Source organism: Streptomyces sp. NBC_00209 (assembly GCF_045206345.1).
Lineage (GTDB): Bacteria > Actinomycetota > Actinomycetes > Streptomycetales > Streptomycetaceae > Streptomyces.
In genome coordinates, this window is the sequence record NZ_CP108121.1 from 801,340 (window position 1) to 816,449 (window position 15,110).

At 73.2% G+C, this 15,110-nt stretch carries 16 protein-coding genes and 1 pseudogene; 4 read left to right on the plus strand and 13 right to left on the minus strand.

The genetic code is table 11. The annotated features are described in order from the left end of the window. Positions 1–3 precede the first annotated feature (3 nt). From OG867_RS03495 to OG867_RS03505, 3 genes and pseudogenes are all read right to left on the minus strand, one after another. Complete coding sequence (locus OG867_RS03495) at positions 4–603, minus strand: class F sortase (protein ID WP_406282578.1); 600 nt, start codon at positions 601–603, stop codon at positions 4–6. A 49-nt stretch (positions 604–652) separates the two neighbouring features. After that, positions 653–1,321, minus strand: a complete 669-nt coding sequence (locus OG867_RS03500) for a hypothetical protein (protein ID WP_406282581.1) — start codon at positions 1,319–1,321, stop codon at positions 653–655. 207 nt (positions 1,322–1,528) lie between these two features. Further along, positions 1,529–1,896, minus strand: a pseudogene (locus tag OG867_RS03505) (ATP-binding cassette domain-containing protein); the annotation flags it as partial. Positions 1,897–2,170: 274 nt separating this feature from the next. Here OG867_RS03505 and OG867_RS03510 point away from each other — a divergent pair. Further along, positions 2,171–2,932 carry a GAF domain-containing protein gene (locus tag OG867_RS03510; RefSeq protein WP_406282584.1) on the plus strand — a complete coding sequence of 254 codons (762 nt, stop codon included), beginning with the start codon at positions 2,171–2,173 and terminating at the stop codon, positions 2,930–2,932. After that, a complete protein-coding gene (locus OG867_RS03515; RefSeq protein ID WP_406282587.1) occupies positions 2,929–3,294 on the plus strand; it encodes a hypothetical protein in 366 nt (121 codons plus the stop codon). Before OG867_RS03510 ends, OG867_RS03515 begins: the two co-directional genes overlap by 4 nt. A gap of 11 nt (positions 3,295–3,305) precedes the next feature. On the opposite strand, the gene OG867_RS03520 is transcribed toward OG867_RS03515, so the two are convergent. Further along, positions 3,306–3,980, minus strand: a complete 675-nt coding sequence (locus tag OG867_RS03520) for an ArsR/SmtB family transcription factor (RefSeq protein WP_406282590.1) — start codon at positions 3,978–3,980, stop codon at positions 3,306–3,308. A gap of 65 nt (positions 3,981–4,045) precedes the next feature. On the opposite strand from OG867_RS03520, the gene OG867_RS03525 reads away from it, so the two are divergent. Beyond that, entirely contained in the window at positions 4,046–5,629 is a 1,584-nt protein-coding gene (locus OG867_RS03525; protein WP_406282593.1) for an isocitrate lyase/phosphoenolpyruvate mutase family protein, read from the plus strand. On the opposite strand, the gene OG867_RS03530 is transcribed toward OG867_RS03525, so the two are convergent. The 8 genes from OG867_RS03530 to OG867_RS03565 all read right to left on the minus strand — a co-directional run bounded on the left by OG867_RS03530 (position 5,591) and on the right by OG867_RS03565 (position 13,684). Next, positions 5,591–6,187 (minus strand): hypothetical protein, encoded by a 597-nt coding sequence (locus OG867_RS03530; protein WP_406282596.1) that lies wholly within the window; start codon positions 6,185–6,187, stop codon positions 5,591–5,593. The two genes, OG867_RS03525 and OG867_RS03530, sit on opposite strands and share 39 nt — an antisense overlap. A 13-nt stretch (positions 6,188–6,200) precedes the next feature. Then, on the minus strand, positions 6,201–7,364 hold the full coding sequence (locus OG867_RS03535) for an ROK family glucokinase (protein ID WP_328903374.1): 1,164 nt from the start codon (positions 7,362–7,364) through the stop codon (positions 6,201–6,203). 111 nt (positions 7,365–7,475) lie between these two features. Beyond that, entirely contained in the window at positions 7,476–8,318 is an 843-nt protein-coding gene (locus OG867_RS03540) for an ATP-binding cassette domain-containing protein (protein WP_406282599.1), read from the minus strand. Continuing rightward, positions 8,315–9,361, minus strand: coding sequence for an ABC transporter permease (locus tag OG867_RS03545; protein ID WP_328903372.1), 1,047 nt, complete (start codon positions 9,359–9,361; stop codon positions 8,315–8,317). The genes OG867_RS03540 and OG867_RS03545 overlap by 4 nt, the downstream gene beginning before the upstream one ends. Next, positions 9,358–10,341 carry a sugar ABC transporter substrate-binding protein gene (locus tag OG867_RS03550; protein ID WP_328903371.1) on the minus strand — a complete coding sequence of 328 codons (984 nt, stop codon included), beginning with the start codon at positions 10,339–10,341 and terminating at the stop codon, positions 9,358–9,360. The genes OG867_RS03545 and OG867_RS03550 overlap by 4 nt, the downstream gene beginning before the upstream one ends. Positions 10,342–10,512: 171 nt before the next feature. Further along, positions 10,513–11,688: a cytochrome P450 gene (locus OG867_RS03555; RefSeq protein ID WP_406282603.1), complete on the minus strand. Its 1,176-nt coding sequence runs from the start codon at positions 11,686–11,688 to the stop codon at positions 10,513–10,515. An 86-nt stretch (positions 11,689–11,774) separates the two neighbouring features. After that, positions 11,775–12,473, minus strand: coding sequence for a response regulator (locus OG867_RS03560; protein WP_406282606.1), 699 nt, complete (start codon positions 12,471–12,473; stop codon positions 11,775–11,777). Beyond that, positions 12,470–13,684, minus strand: coding sequence for a sensor histidine kinase (locus OG867_RS03565; RefSeq protein ID WP_406282609.1), 1,215 nt, complete (start codon positions 13,682–13,684; stop codon positions 12,470–12,472). The genes OG867_RS03560 and OG867_RS03565 overlap by 4 nt, the downstream gene beginning before the upstream one ends. A 146-nt stretch (positions 13,685–13,830) precedes the next feature. Between OG867_RS03565 and OG867_RS03570 the strand changes: the two genes are divergently transcribed. After that, positions 13,831–14,034, plus strand: a complete 204-nt coding sequence (locus OG867_RS03570; protein WP_406282612.1) for a hypothetical protein — start codon at positions 13,831–13,833, stop codon at positions 14,032–14,034. Between the two features lie 5 nt (positions 14,035–14,039). On the opposite strand, the gene OG867_RS03575 is transcribed toward OG867_RS03570, so the two are convergent. After that, complete coding sequence (locus OG867_RS03575) at positions 14,040–14,969, minus strand: DMT family transporter (RefSeq protein ID WP_328903366.1); 930 nt, start codon at positions 14,967–14,969, stop codon at positions 14,040–14,042. Between the last annotated feature and the right edge of the window lie 141 nt (positions 14,970–15,110).

A 15,110-nucleotide genomic window follows, 5' to 3' on the forward strand; every position in this document is an offset into this window, starting at 1 on the left:
GTGTCACCCCTTCTTCAATGACGTGAGGTGGGCGAAGACGACGACGTTGGCCGCGTAGCCGTCCTTCTTGTTGAAGCGCCCGCCGCAGGTCATCAGGCGGAGTTCCGGACGGCCGGTGCTGCCGTACACCTTGTCGTCGGGGAACTTGTCCTTCGTGTACGTCTCGACCGCGTCGACCGTGAAGACCGCGGTCTGCTTGTCGGCCCGGGTGACGGTGACCTTGTCGCCCTTGTGCAGGGCGTTGAGGTTGAGGAAGATCGCCGGTCCGGTCTCCGTGTCGCGGTGGCCGACGATCAGCGAGGTGCCCTTCTCGCCGGGTGAGGGCCCGTCGCGGTACCAGCCCACCTCCCTGGGCCTGCTCATGGGCGGGGCCCCGAGGTGCCCCTTCCTGTCGAGTCCGAGGCCGGTGACCGGCGCCTCGATGAAGATCGCGGGCACCGCGACCTTCACCGGCCGCGACGGGGACAGGGGTGCGTGCGAGACCGGCCGGTCGCCGCCGCCCGCGGCGTCATTGCCGTGGGCGGCGGCGACCGCATCGTCGGACGAGTCGGAACTCGCCCAGACGATGCCGGTCACCAGCGAGGAGGTCACGCACAACGTCATCGTGAGACGACACGCCCGGCTCGGGCCCCGTCGGCGTCTGCTGCGCGGGTTATGCCTCGTTGCGGGCACGGCGGCGTGCGGCTCGGCGGACCATGATCAGCCCGGCGGCTCCGACGGCGCCGGCCGCGAGCGCGGCGGTGGCCCCGACGTTCGAGTCGCCCTCGGAGCTGACGCCCTCCATGTCCGGGACGCCGCCGCCACCGGCGGGAACGCCGCCGGACGGCTGCTCGTAGCCCGCCTCGGAGCCCGAAGCGGCGGAACCGCGCTCGGCGGTGTTGCCCGACCCGTTGTTCCCGGCCGGCTTGGTGCAGTTGACCTTGAACGCCTTGTTCTTCGGGCCGGACGGAACGATCCACACCAGCTGGTACGTGCCCTCGGGGAGCAGGTACTCCTGGCTGCGCGCCGAGCCGTTCACCAGGGGAAGGGTGCTGGCGAGGGTGTCCCCCGGGGGAACGGTCGGGGGCTGCGCGGTGATGGTCCACGGCACGGCCGGCATGTCGCCGAAGTTGCTGGCCTGGAGGACGAACTTGCAGACCTCGTTGCCGTCGCCGCCGCGCGCCGCCCAGCCGCCGGAGCGGATGTCGATGTCACCGCTGTCGCCGGGGGCGGCGAAGGCGGCCGCCGCCCCGCCGAGCGTGGCGGCGGCGGCTGCGGCCACGGCGGCCGCGACGGTGCCCGCGCGGACAGTGCGGGCACGGACAGAAGCGGAAATACGCATGCTGAACTCCTTCGAGCCGGGATGATTGTCGTACTGATCAATCGATCGACCTAAGAGATGCCATGACGCACGGGATAAATGCCGCGTAACACTCTGAAAAGTGCGACAAGTACCCTGAGTAGCCGATAGCGGTTCGACCCGAAGGGCCCCCCGGACACGCGAACGGGGCGCCCGGTGAGCGCCCCGACTCGTCCGTTTCCCCGCAGGTCAGCCCGGTCCGGCCGCGTCCTCGGCCGCCGCGCGCCGCCTGCGCTGCTCGGCCACGTCCGCCACCGGCGAGGCGAGCAGCAGGTGCGCGTGCAGGCGTGGCGCGGCTCGGAGGCGACCGTCGCGGCGTCGCCCGTCTCCTCCTGGATCTCCAGGAGGAGGTCGAGCACCGTGCGCTGGGTCGTCAGGTCCAGTGCGGAGACCGGCTCGTCGCAGATGACCAGCCGGGGCCGCAGGGCCGGCGCCCGGGCGATGGCGAGCCGCTGCCGCTGGCCCCCGGAGAACTCCCGGGGCAGCCGCCCCGCCGCGTCGGACGGCAGGTGGGCACCAGGAGGACGAGACCGCGTTCGTCCCGCAGCCGGCTCAGCAGGGCGAGCACTTCGGCCTGGACGCGCACGTCGAGCGCGGTGGTGGGCTCGACGGCGATGAGGAGGTCCGGGCCGGGCTTGGAGGGCGATCGTACGGACGGATACCGGCCGCTGGGCGTCCGGCAGACGGCGGCCTGAGACCCGGGCGCCTGCGCGGTCCCGGACACGATCGTGGTGGGCGTGGAGGCGACGGCCTTCGCCGAGCGGGCCCCGCAGCAGGCGTCCTTGGTCGTATGATCTGCCCCTGCGTCTGTGCGGAACGGGGAGCGGGAGCATGACACCAGAGCGCAAGAACAAGGTCACCGAGGCCGCCCTGACCACTCTCGCCATCATTTTCGGCAGCGTCGCCTTCGCCCTGTCCGTCGTCGCCGGTCAGACGCCCAGCATCAACTGGCCGCTACTCATCGCGGGGATCATCAGTACCGCCATCACGCTGGTCGTCGCGGCCGTCGAAAAGGTCAGGGCCAACAAGCTCCGTGCTGCGACGGAGCAACTGGCCAGGGACACCGAGGCCCGCTACGAGCTGCTGGTGTCCGGACTCACGCCCAGCGCCAAGCACGTGGCGGCCATCGCCGGGCTCACCGCCGCATCCGCTCCCCTGGAGACCCAGCGCGGGCGGCTCGACCAGTCGGTGGCCGTATCGGCCTCAGGGGTCGCGCCGGGCTCGCGCGGCATGTTCTACCGGTACGACCAGGCCACCGCGGAGTTCACGCTGGCGGCGGAGTGGCCCGGAGGGGCGAGACAGCGGTGCGGCCCCAACGATCCGGGCCACTTCGCGATGAAGCGCGCCGCAGAGGACGGTCTCGTTTTCGAGGCGGACGACCGTCCCTCACCGTTCAAACAGCCCTCCCCGGGCCCGCCGCAGGCGCACGCCGTCGTCATCGTCCCGGTGCGCGTGGGCACCCTCGCGCTGGGAGTGCTGACCGTCGACTCCGACCGGTCCTCGTGGCCCACCGGCGTCACGGCGTACAGCAGCCGCGACATCCGCCAACTGCTGCTGCTCGCGGACCTCCTCACCGCCGGACTGACGCCATGAGCCGGCCCGAGGACCCCTGGTCCCCTGAAGCCGTGGAAGGGCACCTCTTCCCGCCGGACACCTTCTACACCGACCGGGAAAGCTCCCTCGCTCAGGCAGACCGGGGCATCGATGCCCGGATGGCGGATATTTACCGCTCGTTGCCCGGCGAGACCCTGGGATTCTCCCTGTCGGCCGCAGGCGCTGTCGGCGCGACCGGCTGGCTCGCCTGGGCCGGGACCTGGTGGGCGGCCGCTCCGGGCGGACTCACCATGGCCATCGCCGCCGTCTGGGTCACGGCCGGAACGGCTGGCAGACGGCCCGGCCCTCGGCCGGAACCGGAGCCCGAGCCCCGCCCTCGGCCTCACCCCCGCGGCGACTGATCCGCCGCAGCTCATACCCGCACCCCGAGCAGCTCCCCGAACGCCTCACTCCCCTCCGGTGTCACCTTCACCGCGCGCCCCGAGCCGACGCGCCGGACCCACCCGCGTTCCAGGGCCGCCGTGCACAGCGCCGCGCCCAGGGCGCCGGCGAGGTGGGAGCGGCGCTCGGTCCAGTCCAGGCAGGTACGGACGAGGGGGCGCCGGGCCCCGGCGGGCTGCCGGTAGTCCAGGGTGTCGGCCAGCCAGGTGCGGCCCGCCGGGGTGACGGCGATCCCGGAGCCGGTGTCGACCAGGCCGCGCGCGGTCATCGCGTCCGCCAGGGCGACCCCGAGCCGGCCCGCCAGATGGTCGTAGCAGGTGCGCGCCCGGGCCTCGGCGTCCTGGCGCACCGAGGCGCGCAGGGTGCGCGGGCCGGACGTGCCGGGGGCGTACGCGGCAAGAGCCTCGGTCAGCGCGGCCGCCTCCGGGCCCGCGAGCCGGACATAGCGGTGACGGCCCTGACGCTCCTCGGCCAGCAGGCCGCCCGCCACGAGGCGGGAGATCTGCTCGCTGGCGGTGGACGCGGCGACACCCGCCTGCCGGGCCAGCTCACCGGACGTCCACGCCCGCCCGTCGAGCAGCGCCTCGCAGAAGGCGGCGCGGGTGCGGTCGGCGAAGAGGGCGGCGGTGTCGGCGAGAGAGGACATGCCTCCATGGTGGCGCGGGGACGGTTCGGCGGGGGCCGAAGTGTTCCGGGCCTACGGTCGGAGCCATGAGCCACCCGACGACCCATGAGTTCAGTCAGTACGCGGAGGTCCTGGCGGCCCTCGCCGATCCCGCGCTCGTCCCTCCGGGGCCCGGCCCCTTCGAAGGACCGCCCGGCGCGAGTGTCGCCTGGCTGCGGGCCACGGTGGCGAGGTTCGCCTCCGGCGAGCCGCACCGGCGGCGCCGGGCCCTCGTGGAGGCCGAACTCGCCCGGCTCGCCCCGGCCGATCTGCACCGGGCGGCATCGGCCCCGGCTTCCGGGGCGGGCGATCCGCGGACGCGGGTGGTGAGCGGCCTGGCCGCCGCGCTGGGCATGCCGGAGCCGGAGCGGGTCGCCCGGGAGGTGACGGTGGTGGCGGACGCGTACTTCGGCGAGGACGGCGGGCCCGAAGCCGACCGGGCCGTCGCCCGGCTGGTGGACCTGCTCGCGCCGGGCCCGGCGGACGACGCCGGGCTGGAGGCCGTAGCGAACCGCATCGGGCTCCTGGCCCAGGCGTGCGCCGCGACCGCCGCGCTGGCCGGGGCCGTCGCGGCGGCCGGGGCCGGGGCGCCGACGGCCCGGGTGCTGCGGGACGATCCACCGGTGCGGGTCATGCGCCGGGTCGCCGCCCGGGCCACCCGGATCGCCGGACGGGAGATCGCCGAGGGCGACGAGGTGGTCCTCGACCTGGTGACCGCCCAGCGGGACCACCCCGTGCCGCTCACCTTCGGCGCGCCGCCCCGGGTCTGCCCGGGCAGGGCACACGCCCTCGCGCTGTCGGAGGGGCTGCTCGGGCGCCCCATGACACCGTTCGCCCGGCTCCACCACCGGGGCGAAGCCTTCCTGCTGCCCAACGCCTGGGACTACGCGTCGGCCGCCGCGCTGGCCGCCGAGGGGTTCGGGGCGGTGGGGACCACCAGCCTGGGCGTGGCGGCGGGGCTCGGGCTGCCGGACGGGGCGGCGGCGACGAAGGAGGCGACCGTGGACCTGGCCCGGCGGCTGGGCCGGGGCCCGTTCCTGTTCAGCGTGGACGCGGAAGCGGGGTTCAGCGACGACCCGGCGGAGGTCGCCGTGTTCGCGCGCCGGCTGTACGAGGCGGGGGCGGCGGGGATCAATCTGGAGGACGGGCGGGCCGACGGCACCCTGGCCCCGGTGGAGCTGCACGCCGCGAAGATCGCCGCCGTGAAGGAGGCCGTGCCCGGGCTGTTCGTGAACGCCCGCACGGACACGTGCTGGCTGGGGGTCGCGCGGGAGCGGACCGCCGAGCGTCTCGCGGTCTACGAGCAGGCCGGTGCGGACGGGGTGTTCGTGCCGGGGCTGTCGGACCGGGCGGGGATCGCCGCGCTGACCGCCGCCCTCGTCACCCCGCTGAACGTGCTGTACAGCCCGGCCGGACCCGGCATCGCCGAGCTGGGCGCGCTAGGAGTACGCCGGGTCAGCCTGGGCTCACTGCTGTACCGCGAGGCGCTGACCGGGGCCGTGTCCACGGCTGCCGCGATCCGGGACGGCGGGACGGTGCGGGGCGGGGCACTCCCGTACGCCGAGGTGCAGGCACTGGCGCCGGGCGAGGGGTCAGGGGGTCGCGGCGGAGACGACGTAGACCACGGGTGACATCGGGTCCGTCATGTCGACGGTGATGTCCTGGGTGGGGCGCGGGTCCTTGTTGGTGTGGGTGGTGCCCGCCCAGGAGACGCCGTCGCCGAAGTACCAGCCGGCGATCTTCGTGTCGCGCTTGCCGATGGTGACCTTGCCGGGTTCCAGGGCGGCGCGGCCGGTGCCGATGTCGGTCAGGAAGGCGTCCAGGCCGTTGGACGTCGTGCGGAACTGCACGTACATCCGGCTGGCCTTCCAGTTGTTCGTCTCGTAGTACTGCACGCCGGTCGCGTAACCGGGGATCGGGACCTCGAAGATGCGGCGCAGCATCTTCGAAGGCCAGCCGGGGCGCAGCCCCTGCGCGGCGGCCTCGGCGGCCTTGTCCTGGCCGGAGCGGCGGCTCTGGCCCGCCGAGATCAGCAGGTATCCGGCGGGGACGCCGATGAGCAGCACGATGATCGTCGCCGTGATCAGGCGCCGGCGGATCAGATGGCGGCGGGTCTCGGAGGCCGGCCCGTCGCCCTCGTCCGGCGGCGGGGACTGGCGCGGCACGACGGGGTGCTCGGCTGCGGTCATGGGTGTGGGGCCCCTAGGAAGTGCGGGTGTTGCGGTTGCTGCGGAGGGTGCTCGTCGCCTGGTCGTAGATCTGCGCGTACCTCTCGTACCGCTCGACGCGGCGGCGGTTGGTGCGGCGGAAGCGCCGCGCGACCAGCCGGGCGAGGTCCGCCGCGCCGACCATACCGGCCTCCGGGCCGAGCTGCGCCTTCGCGATCCGGGCCTCGGGGCGGTAGCCGCGGCCGGTGAGCTGGCGCTTGAAGGCGTCCCGGGCGGGGCCGATGAGCAGGTCGTCGGCGGCGCTGACCCCGCCGCCGATGACGAAGCAGGACGGGTCGAGCGCGGCGGCCAGATTGGCGATGCCGACGCCGAGCCACTGGCCGATGTCCTGGAGGAGCTCGACGCACATCGCGTCGCCCTCGCGGGCCAGTTCGGTGATGAGCGGTCCGGTGATGTCCGGGACGTTGCCCTTGACGCGCTCGATGATCCCGTGGGCCACCGGCGAGTCGGCGGCGGCCAGCTCGCGGGCCTCGCGGACCAGCGCGTTGCCGGAGCTGTACTGCTCCCAGCAGCCCCGGTTGCCGCAGGGGCAGCGGTGGCCGCCGGGCACGACCTGCATGTGGCCGAACTCACCGGCGACGCCGTACTTGCCGCGCTTGACCTGGCCGTCCTCCAGGATCGCGCCGCCGATGCCGGTGCCGAGGGTGATCATGACGAGGTGGTCCTCGCCGCGCCCCGCGCCGAAGCGCCACTCGGCCCAGGCCGCGGTGTTGGCATCGTTGTCCACCATGACGGGGACGACGAGCCGGGAGGCGAGGGCGTCGCGCAGGGGCTCGTCGCGCCAGGCCAGGTGCGGGGCGAAGAGGACCTTGGAGCGGTCCGCGTCGACCCAGCCGGCCGCGCCGATGCCCACCGCGTGCACGTCGTGCCGGTCGGAGAGGTCGAGGACCAGCTCCACGATGGTGTCCTCGACGACCTTCGGGCTCTTCGACTTGTCCGGGGTCTCGGTGCGCACGGTCTCCAGGATCGTTCCGTCGGCGTCCACGACACCGGCCATGACCTTGGTGCCGCCGATGTCGATGCCGACGGTGGGGACCCGGGGCGCCGTGAGGTGCGAGCGCCTTTCCCGGGTGCCCACGGTCCGCAGGACGGTCGCGCGGGCGGAGCCGCGGTGTGCGAAGTCGCGGTACGTGCTCATCGTCCCTGAAAGGTGTGGGGTGACCGGGTCAGGAGTGACCCCGGTGGCGGACGGCGCCCGTCCGTCCCGATTCTGCCACCCCGGAGCCGAAGGGGTCGCCGGGCGCCTCCGCTACACGCGGTCGCCGGTCCCCGGTCCGGAGCCGCGCTCCAGTTCGTGGCTCAGCTCCTCCAGCTCGCTGCCGCCCGCCATCTGCCGGGTCAGCTCGTCCAGCGTGACGCCGTCCTTGGTGTGGCTGCCGGCCATGGCGCCCCGCTTCAGGAGGACGAACCGGTCACCGACGAGGTAAGCGTGGTGCGGGTTGTGCGTGATGAGGACCACGCCCAGGCCGGCGTCCCGGGCGGCCGCGATGTACTTCAGGACGACCCCGGACTGCTTGACGCCGAGCGCGGCCGTCGGCTCGTCCAGGACGAGCACCTTCGCGCCGAAGTGGACGGCGCGCGCGATGGCCACGCACTGCCGCTCGCCGCCGGACAGGGTGCCGATGGGCTGGTCCACGTCGCGCAGGTCGATGCCCATGCGGAGCAGCGCCGCGTGGGTGGTCTCGCGCATCAGCTTCACGTCGAGGCGCTTGAAGGGGCCGGCGCCGGTCGTCGGCTCGGATCCCAGGAAGAAGTTGCGCCAGACCGGCATGAGGGGGACGACCGCGAGGTCCTGGTAGACGGTGGCGATGCCCCGGTCGAGGGCGTCGCGCGGGTTGGCGAGGGTGGTCTCCTCGCCGTCGATGAGGAACCGCCCGGCGTCGTGCCGGTGCAGCCCGGCGATGATCTTGATGAGGGTGGACTTGCCGGCGCCGTTGTCACCGAGCACGCAGGAGATCTCGCCCGCGTGCACGGTGAGGGAGACACCTTCGAGCGCCTTGATGTTGCCGTAGTACTTGGCCACGTCGTCCAGCTCGACGAGGGCCTGCCGGCCGGTGTCCTGGGGCCCTTCCGGGGCCTTGGGGGCCGTCATTTCGTCGCCTCCGCGCGCTTGCGTACCCATGCGTTGAGCAGGGTGGCCAGGAGCAGCATCGCTCCCAGGAAGAACTTGAACCAGTCCGGGTTCCACTCCGCGTACACGATGCCCTTGCTGGTCATGCCGAAGATGATGGCGCCGACCGCCGAGCCGATGGCGGAGCCGTAACCGCCGGTGATCAGGCAGCCGCCGATGACGGCCGCGATGATGTAGATCAGCTCGTTGCCGACGCCCTCGCCGGACTGCACGACGTCGTAGCTGAAGAGCAGGTGCTGCCCGGAGACCCAGGCGCCGAAGGCGACGCCGAGGTAGAGCCCGATCTTGGTGCGGATGACCGGGACGCCGACCGCGCGGGCCGCGTCCGCGCCGCCGCCGACGGCGAAGATCCAGTTGCCGAAGCGGGTGCGGAGCAGGATCCAGGTGGCGACGGCCACCAGTCCCGCCCACCACAGGAGCGTCACCTTGAGCTCGACGCCGCCGACGGTCCAGTACGAGGCGAAGAGCTTGCGGGCGGAGGGGAAGCCCTCCATGTTGCCGATGGTCTTCGTGGAGACGGTCCCGCTGATCAGCTTGGTGAAGCCCAGGTTGAGACCGGTCAGCATCAGGAACGTGCCCAGCGTGATGATGAAGCTGGGGAGTTTCGTACGGGTCAGCATGAAGCCGTTGAACGCGCCGATGGCGAGCGTGACCAGCAACGACACGAAGACGCCGACCCAGACGTTGGCCGTCATCTGGTAGCTGAACATCGAGGAGATCAGCGCGGAGCTGGTGACCAGCACCCCGGCGGACAGGTCGAACTCGCCGCCGATCATCAGGAGCGCGACCGGCGCCGCCATGATCCCGATGGTGGAGGCCGCGTACAGCACGGTGCCGAAGCTGGTGGCGCGCAGGAAGCTGTCGGCGACGATCGCGAAGAAGAGGAAGACGGCGAGCGCGCCGACGACCGAGCCCAGCTCCGGGCGGCCGAGGAGCTTGCGCAGCGGTGAGGTGCGCAGCAGCCGTTCGTCCACGACGGCGGACGATCCGGGCCCGGCGGTCATCGGGTGCCCCGGTCGGCGTACTCGGCGAGCGTGTCGGCGTCCTTCGCGGTGATGATCTGCGGGCCGGTGAGGACCGGGCGGCCGCCGCCGAGGACGTTGCGGTTGTAGCGGTAGAGCCAGAGCAGGTCGACGGCCTCGTAGCCCTGGAGGTAGGGCTGCTGGTCGACGGCGAAGCCGAGGGTCTTGGACTTCAGCCCGGCGGCGACGGTGGGGTTCAGGTCGAAGGTGTCGATCTCGGCCTTGCTGCCGGCGGTCTTCTTCGCCTTGACGGCGGCGTCCGCGAAGGGCGCGCCGAGCGTGACGACCGCGTCGATGTCCTTGTCGGACTGGAGCTTCGCCTCGATGGACGCCTGGACGTCGGGCATGTTGGTGCCCTCCACGTACAGGTTCTGCATCTGGCCGTCGAAGGTCTTCTTCGCGCCGGCGCAGCGCTGCTCGTGGCCCACGTTGCCCTGCTCGTGCAGGATGCAGAGGGCCTTCTTGCGGCCGCGCTTGTTGAGCTCGTCGCCGACGGCCTCACCGGCGATGGACTCGTCCTGGCCGATGTGGGTGAGCGCGCCGTACGCCTTGGACTCGGCGGAGCCGGAGTTCACGGTGATCACGGGGATGCCGGCGCGGACGGCCTTGGCGACGACGTCCTTGAGGGCGTCGGGCTTGGCGAGCGTGACGATCAGCCCGTCGACCTTCTTGTCGATGGCCGCCTGCACGAGCTGGGCCTGCTGCTGGCCCTCGTCGTTGTGCGAGTACAGGAAGTTGATGTTGTCCTTCTTGGCGGCCATGTCGGCGCCCTTCTGGACGATGTCCCAGAAGGTGTCGCCGTCGCCCGAGTGGGTGACCATCGCGAACGTCCAGCGGGGCGTGTTCACCGCGGCCCGGCCTTCGGCCGCGGCCTTGGCCGCACGCTCCTCCGCCCGCTTGCCGCCGGTGCTGCTGCATCCCATGAGGGACACCCCCAGCACCGCCGCAAGCACGGCGCCCATCGCACGTACCCCTGTCCGAACCCTTGCCACGACGCCGTGCCCTTCTTGTGCTGCTCGCTGTGCTGCTGCCGGTGGAGCCGGGGCCCTGTGGTCCCGGCCCGGCTGGGCAAGTATCCCCGAGCACGCGCCGCCGCAACCCGGAGGGGCACGAACAGGGCGGCGGCGCGTCGCTCACCAGCGCACCGGCAGGCGGCGCACCCCCCGGATCAGCGTGCCGGGCAGCCAGTCGAACGGGGCCGCCTCCGGGTCCGCCTCCAGCCCGGGGCAGCGCTCCAGGAGCGCGCGGATCGCGATGCGGCCCTCCATCCGGGCCAGCGGGGCGCCCAGGCAGAAGTGGATGCCGTGTCCGAAGGCGAGGTGGCCGCGGGCGTCACGGCGGATGTCGAAGCGGTCGGGCTCGGGGTAGCGGGCCGGGTCGCGGTCCGCGCCGGCGAGCGAGACCAGGACGGCGTCGCCGGTTCCGATGGTCCGGGAGCCGACCTCGACCGGTTCCCGGGCGAAGCGGAGGGTGGCCGTCTCGACGGGTCCGTCGTAGCGCAGCATCTCCTCGACGGCGCCGTCGAGGAGCGAGAGGTCGGCGCGGAGCGCGGCGAGCTGGTCGGGGTGGGCGAGCAGGGCGCGTACGCCGTTGGAGATGAGGTTGACCGTCGTCTCGTGGCCGGCGACGAGCAGCAGGAAGGCCATGCCGACCAGCTCGTCGGGCGAGAGCGCGTCGTCGTCCTCGTGGCGGGCGTCGATCAGGGCGCTGAGCAGGTCGTCGCCGGGTGAGCGGCGCTTGTCCCCGATCAGCTCCGCGAGGTAGCCGCCCATGGCGCGGACCGCCTCGCCCTCCTCCTCCGCGTTCACGGGGGCGACGATGCCGTTGGACAGCTTGCGGAAGGCGGACCGGTCCAGGTCGGGGACGCCGAGCAGCTCGCAGATCACGGTCATGGGGAGCGGGAAGGCGAGCGCGTCCACGAGGTCGGCGCGGCCTTCGGGGACCATCAGGTCGAGGAGTCCTCCGGTGATCTCCTCGACCCGGGGGCGCAGCGCCTCGATGCGGCGCGGGGTGAACGCGCGGGCGACGAGTTTGCGCAGCCGGGTGTGGTCGGGGGCGTCCGTCTCCAGCATGTTGGCGTTGATCGGGTCGCCGCCGGTCTCGCCGGGCAGCGCCCGCCAGTCCTTGCCGAAGCGCTGGTCGGCCAGGACGGCCCGGCCCTCGTCGTAGCCGACGACGAGCCAGATGCTGTCGAACTCGTCGGTGCGGACGAGATGCACGGGCCCGGCCGCGCGCATCCGCTCGTAGTAGGGGTACGGATTCGCGGTGAAGTCGGCCAACCCGCTGAGATCCACATCGACTTCGGACATGCGCCCGCCCTCCCGGTCGTGTCGTCCCCGCTCCGAGGACCGGCCCGTTCAGCGTATGCCGGGATACCTGCCGGGAACGAGGGGCTTCAGGCCGGATTCGATCCGCTCTCGTCGTCCAGCAGACCGGCGTCGTGGACGAGGAGGGCGATCTGGACGCGGTTGTTGAAGCCGAACTTGGCGAGGATGCGGGAGACCTGGGTCTTCACCGTGGCGACGCTGAGGTAGAGCGTCGCGGCGATCTCCGCGTTGGACCGGCCCCGTCCCACGGCGACGGCCACCTCGCGCTCCCGGTTCGCGAGCAGCGCGATCCGCTCGCGCGCCCGGGCAGCCCGGTCCACGCGTTCCTCCTGCCCGGAGCCGGCCGCCCGGGCCATGAGCTGCCGGGTGACGGCGGGCGAGAGGACCGGGTCGCCGGCCGCGACCCGGCGCACCGACTCCACGATCTGCGCGGGCGGGGTGTCCTTGAGGACGAAGCCGGCGGCCCCGGCGCGGATGGCGCGGAGCACCTGCTCGTCGGCGTGGAAGGTGGTCAGGACGACGATCTCCGGCGCGTCGGGCCGGGCGCGCAGCGCTTCGGTGGCGGTGAGGCCGTCCATGACCGGCATCCGGATGTCCATCAGGACCACGTCGGGCCGCAGCCGTTCGACCAGGGCCGCGACCTCGCTGCCGTCGGCGCCCTCGCCCACGATGTCGATGTCGTCGGCGCCGCCCAGCATCAGGCTCAGCCCGGCCCGGACGAGCGGGTCGTCGTCGATGATGAGCAGGCGGACGGGCGCGTTGGTCATGACGCCCACGGTAGCCAGGCCCGTACCGCGAACCCGCCGTCGGGGGCGGGCCCGTGGTCGAGGCGGCCCCCGGCGAGGGTGGCCCGTTCGGTGAGGCCGATGAGTCCCTGGCCGGAGCCGGGGACCGGCGTGAAGGGCTCGGTGGGGGCCGGGTTGCGAACCTCCACGGTGATGCCCTGCCCGGGTCCGCCGGTGACGGCGACGGTGACCTCGGTGCCGGGGGCGTGCTTGCGGGCGTTGGTCAGCGCCTCCTGGGCGATGCGGTAGACGGTGCGACCGGGGGCGGCGGGGGCGGCGTCGGGGTCGGCGAGGCGGTTGTCGAGGGTGACCTTCATGCCCGCCTCCCGGGATTCGGCGACGAGGGCGTCGAGCGTGGCGAGGGTGGGCTGCGGGCGGTTGCCGTCGCTGTCGCGGGGGCCGCGGAGCACGCCGATGATCTCGCGGAGGTCCTGGAGCGCCTCGTGCGCGCTGTCCCGGATGACCCCGGCGGCGCGGGCGACCTCGGCGGGGGGTGCGTCGGGGCGGAATTCCAGGGCGCCGGCGTGGACGCTGAGCAGGGTCAGCCGGTGGGCGAGCACGTCGTGCATCTCGCGGGCGATCTCCTCGCGGGCGAGCCGCTGGGCCTGCTCGGCGCGGAGGGCGGCCTCGGTCTCAGCGCGGACGGCGCGTTCGCGGAGGGAGACGACGAGCTGGCGCCGGGAGCGCACGATCATGCCCCAGCTGAGGACGAGCAGGATCAGCAGGAGCCCGATGATGGTGGACGCCAGGAACGACGTGTTCGGGTCGGGGCGCAGATACGGCTGTACGGGGACGACGGCCAGGGCCAGGGCGCCGACGAGAGCGACCGGGCGGAACGGCCGGTGGACGGCCAGGCTGAACAGCGCGACGAGCAGGGCGCCCGCCGCGACCGGTTCGACGGTGGACAGCAGGGTCAGGGCGACGGCGAGCCCGACCGGCCAGCGGCGCCGGAGCCACAGGGCGCAGCAGGCGGCGGCGCCGACGAGGGAGTCCACCAGCACGAAGGTGTCCGGTGTGGTGGGGTCGGCCTCGATGGTGGCAAGCGTGGCCAGGCCGATGCCCGCCGCGCAGAGGAACGCCGTGAGGTCGACCACCCAGTCCCGCACGGTGCGGCGGGACCGGCCCCGGTCGCCGGGCAGCTCGGGTCCGGCCATCGCCGAGGGCAGCAGCCAGGGGTACTCCGTACGCGTCATGTCGACAAAGCTACGCACGCGGGCCGCGGGTTCCGGGTGCCCGGGGCGCGGGAGCGACCAAAGTCGCGGGGCCGGATACTTTCGGACCCGGCGGGCAGACCACCGGCCGACGCGGCGGCACCGCCCGGGCGGTCAGGCTCGGGGCCATGAAGAAGCTCTGCGAGACGGTCGGGTTCCTGGTCTTCGTCCAGGGGGTCGCCGGGCTGATCCATGTGTGGCTGGACTGGTTCCGGTTCTTCAGCCTGGTGCAGAGGCTGCCGTTCGCCGCCGAGTACCCGGTCTTCGTGTCGATCGTGCTGGTCGTGGCGGGCGCGGCCGTCATGGTCGCGGCGGACGCGATCGAGGAGTGAGCCGGTCAGGGCGCGCCCGGGTCCGCGCTCCGCCGCCCCCAGGCGGTCCCGGCCAGCACCAGTACGGCGCCCGCCGCTCCGGCGAGGCCCAGCCGCTCGCCGCCGATCGCGATGCCGGCGGCGGCGGCCCACAGCGGCTCCGTACCGAGCAGCAGGCTGACCCGGGACGGGGAGGTGCGGCGTACGGACCACATCTGCACGAAGAACGCGAAGAGCGTGCAGAACACCGAGAGGAAGAGCAGCCCGCCCCACTCCCGGGCCCCGAATCCGGCGGCCACCGTCCAGGGCGCCTCGCCCGTCCCCGGCGCGGCGGCCAGCAGGGCGAAGACGGCGACGGCGCTGCCGAGCTGCACGGTCGTCAGGGACAGCGAGTCCGCGTCCTGGACGGACTTGATGCGGGCCATGAGCAGGACGTGCAGGGTCCGGGCGAGGGCGGCGGCCAGCATGAGCAGGTCGCCGGCCGAGGGGCTGGTGAATCCGCCGCCCTGGGTCAGCAGCACCACCCCGGCCACGGAGAGCCCGGCGGCGGCGAGGAAGGTCCCCGTCGGCCGGGTCCGGGTGACGGCGGACTCGGCGAGCGGGGTGAAGATCATGGTGAGGCTGATGATGAGCCCGGCGTTGGTCGCCGAGGTGTGCACGATGCCGTACGTCTCCACCAGGAAGATCCCGCTGAGCACCAGGCCCAGCAGCCCGGCGCCCCGCCACTGCGCGGCGCTCAGCGCGCGCAGCCGGCGCCGGCCGGCGACCGCGAGGACGGGCAGCACGACGGCGAACCGCAGCACGAGCACGGCGACGACGGTCCGCGGGGTGGTGATGCCCTTGGCGGCGAGATAGCTGGAGCCCCAGACCACCGCGACCAGCAGGACGGGCAGATCGGTGAGCCAGGCCCGGCGCGGCGGGGCGAGGACGGGGGCGGAAACGGCGGCGGAGGACACCTGGATTCCTGCTCTCTCCACAGGGACGACGTGGAGACGGCACCGGCTCACACTGGGGAACGATCACGCTACCGGGCGCCCTCATAGAATGACGAGCCCCGGACGCGCCCGACGCGGGCCGCCCGCACCTCATCGGAGCAC

Coding starts and splice junctions, on each gene's coding strand:
- OG867_RS03570 (WP_406282612.1), top strand. CDS start 13,831: ATGAAGAAGCTCTGCGAGACGGTCGGGTTCCTGGTCTTCGTCCAGGGG.
- OG867_RS03550 (WP_328903371.1), bottom strand. CDS start 10,341: ATGGGCGCCGTGCTTGCGGCGGTGCTGGGGGTGTCCCTCATGGGATGC.
- OG867_RS03540 (WP_406282599.1), bottom strand. CDS start 8,318: ATGACGGCCCCCAAGGCCCCGGAAGGGCCCCAGGACACCGGCCGGCAG.
- OG867_RS03530 (WP_406282596.1), bottom strand. CDS start 6,187: ATGACCGCAGCCGAGCACCCCGTCGTGCCGCGCCAGTCCCCGCCGCCG.
- OG867_RS03510 (WP_406282584.1), top strand. CDS start 2,171: ATGACACCAGAGCGCAAGAACAAGGTCACCGAGGCCGCCCTGACCACT.
- OG867_RS03515 (WP_406282587.1), top strand. CDS start 2,929: ATGAGCCGGCCCGAGGACCCCTGGTCCCCTGAAGCCGTGGAAGGGCAC.
- OG867_RS03500 (WP_406282581.1), bottom strand. CDS start 1,321: ATGCGTATTTCCGCTTCTGTCCGTGCCCGCACTGTCCGCGCGGGCACC.
- OG867_RS03555 (WP_406282603.1), bottom strand. CDS start 11,688: ATGTCCGAAGTCGATGTGGATCTCAGCGGGTTGGCCGACTTCACCGCG.
- OG867_RS03525 (WP_406282593.1), top strand. CDS start 4,046: ATGAGCCACCCGACGACCCATGAGTTCAGTCAGTACGCGGAGGTCCTG.
- OG867_RS03560 (WP_406282606.1), bottom strand. CDS start 12,473: ATGACCAACGCGCCCGTCCGCCTGCTCATCATCGACGACGACCCGCTC.
- OG867_RS03535 (WP_328903374.1), bottom strand. CDS start 7,364: ATGAGCACGTACCGCGACTTCGCACACCGCGGCTCCGCCCGCGCGACC.
- OG867_RS03495 (WP_406282578.1), bottom strand. CDS start 603: ATGACGTTGTGCGTGACCTCCTCGCTGGTGACCGGCATCGTCTGGGCG.
- OG867_RS03565 (WP_406282609.1), bottom strand. CDS start 13,684: ATGACGCGTACGGAGTACCCCTGGCTGCTGCCCTCGGCGATGGCCGGA.
- OG867_RS03520 (WP_406282590.1), bottom strand. CDS start 3,980: ATGTCCTCTCTCGCCGACACCGCCGCCCTCTTCGCCGACCGCACCCGC.
- OG867_RS03545 (WP_328903372.1), bottom strand. CDS start 9,361: ATGACCGCCGGGCCCGGATCGTCCGCCGTCGTGGACGAACGGCTGCTG.